The organism is Anaerostipes hominis (ex Lee et al. 2021) (assembly GCF_002270485.1).
Taxonomy (GTDB): domain Bacteria; phylum Bacillota; class Clostridia; order Lachnospirales; family Lachnospiraceae; genus Anaerostipes; species Anaerostipes hominis.
The window spans coordinates 24475-34803 of sequence record NZ_NQOG01000025.1 but is presented as its reverse complement, the minus strand read 5'-3'; the positions used below and the strand labels follow the sequence as shown (position 1 = coordinate 34803).

Annotated in this window: 11 protein-coding genes; all 11 read left to right on the top strand. The window is 45.1% G+C overall.

The features are described from left to right. Positions 1-369 precede the first annotated feature (369 nt). The 11 genes from CI597_RS18800 to hemZ all read left to right on the top strand — a co-directional run bounded on the left by CI597_RS18800 (position 370) and on the right by hemZ (position 10320). Positions 370-651, top strand: a complete 282-nt coding sequence (locus CI597_RS18800; RefSeq protein WP_024727268.1) for a hypothetical protein — start codon at positions 370-372, stop codon at positions 649-651. Between the two features lie 301 nt (positions 652-952). Continuing rightward, positions 953-1777 (top strand): metallophosphoesterase, encoded by an 825-nt coding sequence (locus CI597_RS15520; RefSeq protein WP_024727269.1) that lies wholly within the window; start codon positions 953-955, stop codon positions 1775-1777. 154 nt (positions 1778-1931) lie between these two features. After that, the gene (locus CI597_RS18795) at positions 1932-2189 is read left to right on the top strand and encodes a hypothetical protein (RefSeq protein ID WP_024727270.1); all 258 of its coding nucleotides are present in this window, start codon (positions 1932-1934) and stop codon (positions 2187-2189) included. A 372-nt stretch (positions 2190-2561) separates the two neighbouring features. Further along, entirely contained in the window at positions 2562-3224 is a 663-nt protein-coding gene (locus CI597_RS15510) for a hypothetical protein (RefSeq protein ID WP_024727271.1), read from the top strand. Beyond that, on the top strand, positions 3224-3628 hold the full coding sequence (locus CI597_RS15505) for a 23S rRNA (pseudouridine(1915)-N(3))-methyltransferase RlmH (RefSeq protein WP_235824659.1): 405 nt from the start codon (positions 3224-3226) through the stop codon (positions 3626-3628). Before CI597_RS15510 ends, CI597_RS15505 begins: the two co-directional genes overlap by 1 nt. Before the next feature lie 15 nt (positions 3629-3643). Then, positions 3644-4534, top strand: a complete 891-nt coding sequence (locus tag CI597_RS15500; RefSeq protein WP_024727273.1) for a DUF2156 domain-containing protein — start codon at positions 3644-3646, stop codon at positions 4532-4534. Between the two features lie 65 nt (positions 4535-4599). Continuing rightward, positions 4600-5517 (top strand): aspartate carbamoyltransferase, encoded by a 918-nt coding sequence (gene pyrB, locus CI597_RS15495; protein WP_024727274.1) that lies wholly within the window; start codon positions 4600-4602, stop codon positions 5515-5517. After that, complete coding sequence (locus CI597_RS15490) at positions 5514-5936, top strand: aspartate carbamoyltransferase regulatory subunit (protein WP_024727275.1); 423 nt, start codon at positions 5514-5516, stop codon at positions 5934-5936. Before pyrB ends, CI597_RS15490 begins: the two co-directional genes overlap by 4 nt. A 16-nt stretch (positions 5937-5952) precedes the next feature. Continuing rightward, the gene (locus CI597_RS15485; protein WP_024727276.1) at positions 5953-8229 is read left to right on the top strand and encodes a RelA/SpoT family protein; all 2277 of its coding nucleotides are present in this window, start codon (positions 5953-5955) and stop codon (positions 8227-8229) included. 10 nt (positions 8230-8239) lie between these two features. Next, positions 8240-8884 (top strand): MBL fold metallo-hydrolase, encoded by a 645-nt coding sequence (locus tag CI597_RS15480; protein WP_024727277.1) that lies wholly within the window; start codon positions 8240-8242, stop codon positions 8882-8884. Further along, complete coding sequence (gene hemZ, locus CI597_RS15475; RefSeq protein ID WP_024727278.1) at positions 8881-10320, top strand: coproporphyrinogen dehydrogenase HemZ; 1440 nt, start codon at positions 8881-8883, stop codon at positions 10318-10320. The genes CI597_RS15480 and hemZ overlap by 4 nt, the downstream gene beginning before the upstream one ends. Positions 10321-10329: the final 9 nt, after the last annotated feature.

Sequence of the window (10329 nt, the reverse complement as noted above, 5' to 3'; positions counted from 1 at the left end):
AGGGCAATCTCAAAAGAAAAGCTGAAACAGGCAGGGCTTGTGAGTTGCTACGATTATTACATGGAACGTCATGCTTTGAAGTTATGTTGAACCGCCGTATGCCGAACGGCATGTACGGTGGTGTGAGAGGGGAGATTTAATCTCCCCTACTCGATTTTCATAGGAAAGTTCTACGACCTTCCCTATGAAATAAAAACGCTCCGCGGGTTGTGCACAGATGCGTAAGGAAATTATTTGCCTGCGGCAAATTGCATCTGGCACGCAAAGTTGTCAAGCCCCTCAAAGAGTGAGGGGTTGGGGCGTTGAAGTGGGCTTGCCCACTTTGTTCTGAATAAATAAAATCCCTGCCGATGATTGGAGTCGGTCAAGATGAAAATGAGGAATAAATATATATGTCCGTTGGAATTGATACATGACATCATAAAGGGCAAATGGAAGCCTGTTATTTTATGGAAGCTCAGCAAGGGCGGCAGTTCTCTTTCCGTTTTGATAAAATCTATCCTGGGAATCAGCCAGAAAATATGGCATGCGGGCGATACCATGTATTACCCGGAAGGCGTGACGGACCCTGATTACTGTGTACTTCGTTTTACTGCGGAACAGGGCAGATTTTACAGTAATTTCAATTCTGAAAATTTTGAGATTGAATGACAGGAGACTGATATAATAAAAACAGAGAAAACTCTAATGAATATCCTTGAGCAAAGGGGGCTTGGTCAGCCATCATTTTTTAAGTAAGTGATGGCTAATCAAGCCTTGCCATTTGCCCTGCCATCGTTTATACTAAACAAATACCTTGAATGAAAAATAGTAGAAATGTCTAAAAATAAATGGGAGCGCATAGAAATATGCGGTTTTTTCATTCCATAGGGGAAGTTTGTTTTCGCTATTGGAGGAACGCATTTTAAAATGCGAAGGAAATAGTTATAAAAAGCTCATAAGGAGAATTCCATTGAAGATTATCAAAAGAATCATTCTGTTTATACTGATGATCCTGATTTTAACGGGTCTTTTGGCAGTATATGCAGTGAAAATAGAACCATACCGTCTGGCAGTCCATGACTATGAACTGAAGAAAGGACCGGCATCGATAGAGTTGAAGCTGGTCCATATATCTGACATCCAGGTGAGTGAAGCATATTCTGAAGACCGGCTGGGAAAGTTAGTGGATAAGATCAACGGGCAGTCGCCGGATATTGTTGTTTTTACCGGGGATCTCTATGACAATTATGCGTCCTACCATCCTGAGAAAAAAGTAGAGAAGGCATTGTCCGACATCCAGGCCAAATACGGAAAATATGCGGTCTGGGGAAACCGGGATTACGGAGGAAGCGCCATGAGGGCTTATCCGGGGATCATACAGAACGGAGGATTTAAGCTGCTTGCCAATGAATCTGCAATCATCCGTCTTCCCGATGGAAAAAAGATCGGGATCGGCGGGCTGGACGATGTGCTGTTCGGAACACCGGACTATGGACTGATGGAGTCGGGAGAGTTAAAGAACTGTGATTACAAAATATTGCTGATGCACGAACCGGATGCGGCAGAGCGCGTCCCTGAAAAAAGTGCCGACCTGATTCTGGCAGGGCACAGCCACGGCGGACAGGTAAAGCTTCCGTTTTTTAAGATGAAAACGTCTCTTGCCAAAAAATTTACGGATGGGTTCTATTCGGTAAATGGAATGAAGCTTTTTGTCAACACAGGGATCGGGACATCCCACTATCCCATACGGTTTCTAGTTCCTCCGGAAATTGATGTATTTCGTATTTCAATCTGATCCAAAATCAGGTATATTAGACTTAGAGGTCATCAATGCCGGTAAGGAGGATATTAGTGGCATCTTCCCAGAGTGCGTATATGGAACTGTATGTTAAAAACCGCCTGACTTCAGTGGGTGCAGATAAGAAACAGATCTTAAAAACGGCCTTTGTGTGAAATACAACAAAGATGCCGATGTTAAATATGTAATTTCCGATGACAGCGCTTTGACTCCGCTGGAGGAATATGTAGAAGAATACAAAAAGCTCATGGACCAGCTTTACAAAGAAGTAAAGGTAAACAACTGGGCCAGCAGAGAGTCGCTGATGAAGTATATGTATGAGCACTTGACGAACTGGAAGACCAGCTGTACTGGCAGCCCTATTACCTGTCATGAAAAGGGGTATCGAGGTCTTTCGGTTCCTTACTGATCGCCACGAAAAGCGACGGCTCCAATCCTAATGACATGCATGGGCAGTGGAGGACATATCTTGTATATTATGACGGGAAAATATATGAGACAAGTAAAACAACGACAAATGCATCCGGTACCCATCCTGCATATATAGGCGTTTCTTCTCTGTCTACAGTCAAAAATCCGGATGACGTCCACGACTTTCTCATAAATCTTGGTTTCCGGGTACAAAGCTAAAAAAGCCTGAAGTATTTGAAAGCCGTATTCTGTCTGCTTTCCTGTGAATACACGGGATTGGACGGAGTGCGGTTCTTATTTTATGTTTTCTTTGTATCAAAAAAAGGGATATGCTATAATAAAAGAAACTATCTAGATGGAGGCATGGTAAGTGAAGCTAAAGAAATCAACAGTCATTGTCATCGTATTGAGCTGGATTTTATTTTTTTGCGCTTGTTTTTTGATTTTCCTGAAACTGGACAAGGAACATACGGAAAAAATCACAAATGAGAAGATTTTCAGGGAAGAGACAGAAGCCTCAGAGAAAAAAAGCACCGATGCTGCAGCAACATCTCGGCCGGTGGAGCCGGAGACAGAGAAGCTGCTGTCATTTATGAATGAGTACTATAAAAAGCTCAGGGCAGGTGACGAGAAGGGCTTAAAAGGCATGGTGGAAGACCCGAAAGATCTGGTTTCCAGCCGGGCAGTAAAGAAGCTACATAAGTATGTGGAGTCATATAAGAACCTCTCGTTCCACACTGAAAAAGGCGCGGATGAACAATCATTCATCGTTTATGCCACTTACAGTACAAAGCTCCGGGGGATCAAAACACCTGCACCCGGCATGAGCCAGTATTATGTTGTAAAAAAGGGCCAGTCTTATCTGCTCTATAATAACGAGAAACATTATACAGCACAGATAAAAAATGCTCTGAATGCTGGTCTTGGAACAGAAAAAGTAAAACAGCTGATCAAAGAGACCAACGATACCTTTGAAAAAGCGCTCAAATCTGATAAGAAACTGAAGAATTTTTTTGATAAAGGCAAGTCATGATGAAGTTTTATATTTTTATTTTACAAAAGAACAGGGATACACTGTATGTCCAGGCAATGCAAGAATATTTGAAACGTCTCGGAAAATATTGTACGATAGAGGTCAAGTATGTAAAAAAAGAGAAACAATTGGGAAGAATTTTTGAGAAGGAAGGGAAGCATTTTATGGTCACCAGTTCTGAAAACAGCATGGAGAGCACTGCATTTGCAGAAGAAATCAGCCGTTGGATGATGAACGGCTGTTCTAATATCTTTTTTTATATCGGAGGGTTCAGACCGGAGCATGATGTTTCTGAGTTCTCTGTCTCCTCTTTTGACATGGCGCCTGAGTTATGTGCGGCCGTCCTGTTGGAGCAGATCTATCGGAGCTGCCGGATTATGAACTGCCAGCCCTATCATAAATAATTAAAGGAGTTTACAATGGATTTTAAGACACCCAAATTAGAAGATAAAAAAATGTTTGACGCATATTTTCACAAAATTAATTACCGGAGTGCTGATTTTTCGGCGGCAACACTGATCCTGTGGAAAGATCATTATCACATGACATATGCAATAACTGAGGATATGCTGATCATCCGGTCAAAAGACGGACATGGATGTACGTTCAGCTATCCGATTGGAGGCGGGGATGAAAAGAAAGCCGTGGAGGCCGTCATGGAATACTGCAGGGAAGAAGGAATCCCGTTTGCCATGCATGGTATCCTGAAGGAAACAGAAGAAAAGATGAAAGAGATGTTCGGGGATATTTTTACAGTGGAATATGACCGGGATCTTTTTGATTATATTTACGAACGGGAATCTCTGGCAACGCTGAGGGGCAAGAAGCTTCACGGCAAGAGAAATCACATCAACAGGTTTAAGGAAAACCACGACTGGTCTTACGAATCTTTAAATGACGAGAATGCTCTGGAAGCCCTGACCATGCTCATGGAATGGAAGATGGCAAACGAAGCCACCAAAGAAGAAGATGCCGACAAGCATGAAGAGATCTGTGCCGCCAAGAATGCTCTGATGTATTATAAAGATCTCGACTTAAGGGGCGGGGTGTTGAGAAGCGATGGAAAGATCATTGCATTTGCCATAGGGGAGGGAACAACGGAAGATACCTTTGTCGTCCATTTCGAGAAGGCGTTCGGAGAGATACAGGGAGCCTACCCGATGATCAACCAGCAGTTTATTCTGCACGAAGCCATGGATTATCAGTTCATCAACAGAGAGGAAGACCTGGGGGAAGAAGGACTGCGGAAGGCAAAACTTTCTTACCGGCCGTTGGAACTGCTGGAAAAAGGCCTGCTAAAATATAAGTAATTCATTGACACTATTGGTCTGTAAATGTAGAATTATTATAATATAACGATTAGGAGGTACTTTCTATGAAACATATAATCGATCCGATGGATTTGTCTGTGGATGACGTCGACAGGCTTTTGAATCTTGCGGATAATATCTCGTTAAGGCCGGAGAAGTACAGGGAAGTATGCAGATATAAGAAGCTGGCAACACTATTTTTTGAACCAAGTACCAGGACGAGGCTCAGTTTTGAAGCGGCCATGCTGGAGTTAGGAGGCAGTGTACTTGGTTTTTCTTCTGCTGATTCTTCCTCGGCAGTAAAAGGAGAAAGTATTGCCGACACGGCGCGGATAGTGGCCTGCTACGCAGACATCATCGCCATGCGCCATCCGAAGGAGGGGGCTCCGTATGTGGCATCCAGACATGTGGACATCCCGATCATCAATGCAGGGGACGGAGGGCACAACCACCCGACTCAGACACTCACAGATCTTTTGACCATAAGAAGGGAAAAAGGAAGACTTAAAAATCTGACCATTGGATTCTGCGGCGACCTGAAGTTCGGGCGCACCGTGCATTCGCTGATCAAGGCCCTTTCAAGGTATGAGGATATTAGTTTCATCATGATCTCTCCTGAGGAGCTTCAGATACCGGAATATCTGAAAAAAGATGTATTTGAGAAGAAGAATATTCCGTTCCGTGAAGTCAGAGAGATGGAAGAAGTCATGCCGGAACTGGACATCATATACATGACCAGAGTCCAGAGGGAGAGATTTTTTAACGAGGCCGATTATGTCCGCTTAAAGGACAGCTACATTCTGGACCCTGAGAAGTTAAAAAAGGCAAAAGAAGACCTGTCCATCCTGCACCCGCTGCCGAGAGTCAATGAGATTTCTGTCAAAGTGGACGAGGACCCGAGAGCCTGCTATTTCAGACAGGCACTGAACGGCAAACACGTGAGGATGGCGCTGATCATGGATTTATTGGGGGTTACGGCATGAACATAGATAGTATCAAGAACGGAATCGTTTTAGACCATATCACAGCCGGAAAAGGCATGGATATTTACTACCAGCTGGGACTTGACAAACTGGACTGCAGCATTGCGATCATTCAGAATGCCAAGAGCAATAAACTTGGCAAAAAAGACATCATCAAGATTTCCAATAACTTTGATATCGATCTGGATGTGCTGGGATATGTGGATCCCAATGCCACCGTATGTATCATTGAGAATGGAAAGCTGAAATCCAAACATAAAGTCGGGCTTCCGGAAGTCATCACAAATATTGCAAGATGCAAAAATCCGAGGTGCATTACTTCCATAGAGCAGGAGATCGATCATACATTTAAACTTGTGAATAGAGAAAATAAGGTTTACAGATGCATTTACTGTGAATCAAAATTAAAAAATAATTAATCTGGAGTGGCTGCCAATGGAGCAAAACAGTAAAACAAAAATAAACCGTGTAAAAAAAGATATCAGCAATCCCAAGAGTTTTACGGCTCCTGATGAACTCCGTCATCAGCTGATGGAGACTATGAAGAGCCTGTACAGCGATGAAGATATAGAGATGGTGGGCAGGGCCTATGATATGGCTTTTGAAGCCCATAAGGACCAGAAGAGAAAGTCCGGGGAACCCTATATCATTCATCCTATTTGTGTCGCCATCATCCTGGCAGAACTGGAACTGGACCGGGAGACGATCATTGCCGGTTTGCTGCATGATGTCGTGGAAGACACAGACGTGACATATGAAGACGTAGTCCGGGAGTTTGGGGTGGAGGTTGCCCAGCTTGTGGACGGCGTCACAAAATTAGGCCAGTTAAGTTATTCCAAGGACAAGATCGAAGTACAGGCGGAGAATTTACGAAAGATGTTCCTTGCCATGGCCAAGGATATCAGGGTAATACTAATTAAACTGGCAGACCGTCTGCACAACATGCGCACCATGCAGTTTATGAAGCCTGAAAAGCAGAAGGAAAAGTCCAGAGAGACCATGGACATCTATGCGCCTATCGCTCACAGACTTGGTATTTCCAAGATCAAGGTAGAACTGGATGATTTGTCTTTGAGATATCTGAAGCCGGATGTCTACAAAGAACTGGAACATTCTCTGGACTCCCAGAAGGTGCGCAGGGAAGCTTACATCAAAGAGATCGTTGATGAAGTCAGCGGGCATATTGAGCGGAGCGGCATCAAGGCGGAGATTGACGGGCGGGTGAAGCATTTCTTCAGTATTTACAAGAAGATGGTGAATCAGAATAAGACTCTTGACCAGATTTATGATCTGTTTGCGGTGCGGATTAAAGTGGATACGGTCAAGGACTGTTATGCGGCTCTGGGAGTGATCCATGAGATGTATAAGCCTATCCCCGGAAGGTTCAAGGACTATATCGCCATGCCAAAGCAGAACATGTACCAGTCGCTCCATACGACGCTGATCGGGCCGGAAGGACATCCTTTTGAAATCCAGATCCGAACATTTGAGATGCACAGGATCGCTGAATACGGTATTGCCGCCCATTGGAAGTATAAAGAAAAAAGCAGCAGCGTGGGCGTCAACAAAGAAGAGGAAAAGCTGAGCTGGCTCAGAGAAATCCTGGAGTGGCAGCAGGACATGGACGACAACAAAGAGTTTTTATCTCTCCTCAAGACGAATCTGGACCTGTTTGCGGAGCAGGTTTACTGTTTTACCCCAAACGGGGATGTAAAGAGCCTTGCCAACGGTTCCACGCCGATCGATTTTGCTTACAGTATTCACAGTGCGGTAGGAAATACGATGGTAGGAGCCAGGGTCAACGGCAGGCAGGTGCCGTTTGAGTACCATCTCCAGAACGGGGACAGGGTGGAGGTGATCACCTCGCAGAATTCCAAGGGTCCCAGCAGGGACTGGTTAAATATTGTTAAATCGACCCAGGCCAAGAGCAAGATCAATCAATGGTTTAAGACCCAGTTTAAAGAAGAAAATATCGTTAAAGGCAAGGAAATGCTTGAGAAGTACTGCAAGGGCAAGCGGATTGAACTGTCAAGCTACTTAAAGCCGGAATATATTAAAAAGGTACAGCTCAAATATGGGTTTAAAGACTGGGAGTCTGTGTGCGCAGCCGTGGGACACGGCGGACTGAAAGAGGGCCAGGTTGTCAATAAGCTGGCGGAGGAGTTCAATAAAGACCAGAAGCAGAAGATCACAGATGAACAGGTTTTGGAGGCGGCAGAACATGTCAGGGAACGGCGTCCGGAAGAGAAACAGAAGGGCGGAATCGTTGTCAAAGGCGTGGACGACGTGGCAGTGCGGTTTTCCAAATGCTGCAATCCGGTTCCGGGAGATGAGATTGTCGGATTCGTCACAAGGGGACGGGGAGTGTCCATCCACAGGACAGACTGTGTAAACTTATTAAGTATGTCAGAGACAGACCGGTCCCGCTTGATCGAGGCAGAATGGCAGGAAGGCTCTGAGGGCTCCGGACAGACCTATACGACGGAAATTTCGATTTATGCAAACAACCGGAAGGGGATGCTTGCAGATGTATCCAAAGTATTTTTGGAACTGGACATCGATATTCTGACGATGAATGTTTCAAACTCCAAAAAAGGGAGGGCTACCCTCAGCATGTCCTTTGACATCAACGGAGTTGCCCAGTTAAATCAAGTGATCGCAAGGATCCGCAATATTGAAGGTGTGGTAGACATAGAGAGAAAGGTAGGATAGTTTTTCAGCTATGAACGAAAATATTATTTTGATAGGCGCAGGTCTCGGACAGATGCAGACGAACTGTTATATCGCCGGTAACCGCCAGACGAAAGAAGCGCTCGTATTTGATCCGGGAGACGAAGGATACCGGGTGATGGAAATGCTTGAAAAAGAGGGGCTTGAGCTCACGGCAGTCCTTCTGACACATGGACATTTTGACCACGTGATGGCTCTTCCTTATTTGCAGGAGCTAAAGCCGGGGCTGCCGGTTTATCTGCATGAGGATGAGGAAGATGTACTGAGAGACCCCTCTTTGAACCTGACTTCTATGTTCGGGGAGCCTGTTTCCATGGATGCTGATCATCTCGTAAAAGACGGACAGGTTTTGGATCTTCTGGACACGGAGATACACTGTATTCATGTGCCGGGACATACAAAAGGCGGAGTCTGCTATTATTTCAAAGAACAGGGATGGCTGATCGCAGGAGATACTCTGTTTCGCCAGAGCATCGGGCGGACAGATTTTCCTACTGGAGATACAGACGCACTGCTGTCAGGTATCCGGGAAAAACTGTTTGTTCTGCCGGATGAAACGGAAGTGTATCCGGGACATATGAACAGCACGACCATCGGGTTCGAAAAACGGACAAACCCGTTTCTTATGCAGCCATGATCGGATTGATTCAGAACGAAACCCTGTATGAATATGATATCAGAAGCCTGATTCTGGCATTCTGCATTGGAGAAAAGATAGAATTGTCTTCGGGAGGAGATGACAATTCTATCTATGATTTTATATGCAGGGTCTTCTACGGAGAGGAAGAAACTCTTCTGGAACTGAGAGCCGGGGAATCCGTCATTTCCGAGAAGGTCAGAGGAGACTTCAGGGACAAGAGGAACTTCAAAAACAGCCTGAAGGCGGCTCTGTACCGTCTGCTATCCTGTCATCTTAAAAAAGAACTGCCCTGGGGAACACTGAACGGCATCCGTCCTACAAAGCTTGTGTTTGAGGACTGCATGTTGGGGAAAACCAGAGCGGATATGAAAGCGAAACTGCGCCGGGACTATCTGGTCAGCGAAGAAAAGGCAGACCTTTGTGTGTCTGTGGGGCTGAAAGAGACAGAACTGCTGAAAGATATTTCTTATGAAAGCGGATATAGTCTGTATGTGGGGATTCCGTTTTGTCCAAGTACATGCCTGTATTGTTCTTTTACGTCTTATCCGATTTCGGCATACAGGGAGTATGTAGATCAGTATCTGGATGCCCTGATTCGGGAGATCTGCTATATAGGGGAACAATACAGAGACAGGGAGATGATCAGTCTTTATGTGGGAGGGGGAACCCCCACCACCCTTTCTCCAAAGCAGTTTGACCGTCTGTTTGGAGAGCTGAGACGCTGTTTTGATTTTGGCGGAATCCGTGAGATCACGGTGGAGGCCGGAAGACCCGACAGCATCACCGCGGAAAAGCTTTCTGTCCTCTCGGAAAACGGAGTTACTAGGATCAGCATCAATCCTCAGACGATGAACGACGACACGCTCATAAGAATTGGAAGAAAGCACACGGCGGAGGATGTGGCAGACTGTTTTCAAACGGCCAGAAAATCCGGCTTTGACAATATCAATATGGACATGATCTGCGGACTTCCGGGAGAAGGCATTCGAGAGCTTGAGAAAACGTTTAAGGCCCTTGGGGAACTGGGACCTGACAGTATTACGGTCCACGCGCTGGCGATCAAGAGAAGTGCTCCCTTGAATCAGATGAGGGATCAGTTTTCATTCGGTGCCGATGACGAGATGATCCGATTTGCACAGCGGGCATGCTTTGATATGGGGATGCAACCTTATTACATGTACAGACAGAAAAATATCCCCGGAAATTTTGAAAATATAGGCTTTTCTTTGGAAGAAAAAGAGTGCCTTTATAATATACTGATTATGGAGGAACTGCATGATATCATCGCAGCAGGCGCCGGCGCATCATCCAAGTTTGTCGGCGGCAGCAGAAACATTCAGAGGGCGGAAAACCTGAAGGACGTAAGACAGTATACGGAACGGATCGAAGAAATGATTTTACGGAAAGATAAATTGCTAAAAAGTATGTGTTAGGTGGTGTTA

What these genes read in the sequence shown, in the direction of transcription:
- CI597_RS15505 (WP_235824659.1), top strand. Translation starts at nt 3,224, where the DNA reads ATGAAGTTTTATATTTTTATTTTACAAAAGAACAGGGATACACTGTAT.
- CI597_RS15500 (WP_024727273.1), top strand. Translation starts at nt 3,644, where the DNA reads ATGGATTTTAAGACACCCAAATTAGAAGATAAAAAAATGTTTGACGCA.
- CI597_RS15490 (WP_024727275.1), top strand. Translation starts at nt 5,514, where the DNA reads ATGAACATAGATAGTATCAAGAACGGAATCGTTTTAGACCATATCACA.
- CI597_RS15485 (WP_024727276.1), top strand. Translation starts at nt 5,953, where the DNA reads ATGGAGCAAAACAGTAAAACAAAAATAAACCGTGTAAAAAAAGATATC.
- hemZ (WP_024727278.1), top strand. Translation starts at nt 8,881, where the DNA reads ATGATCGGATTGATTCAGAACGAAACCCTGTATGAATATGATATCAGA.
- CI597_RS15480 (WP_024727277.1), top strand. Translation starts at nt 8,240, where the DNA reads ATGAACGAAAATATTATTTTGATAGGCGCAGGTCTCGGACAGATGCAG.
- CI597_RS18800 (WP_024727268.1), top strand. Translation starts at nt 370, where the DNA reads ATGAAAATGAGGAATAAATATATATGTCCGTTGGAATTGATACATGAC.
- pyrB (WP_024727274.1), top strand. Translation starts at nt 4,600, where the DNA reads ATGAAACATATAATCGATCCGATGGATTTGTCTGTGGATGACGTCGAC.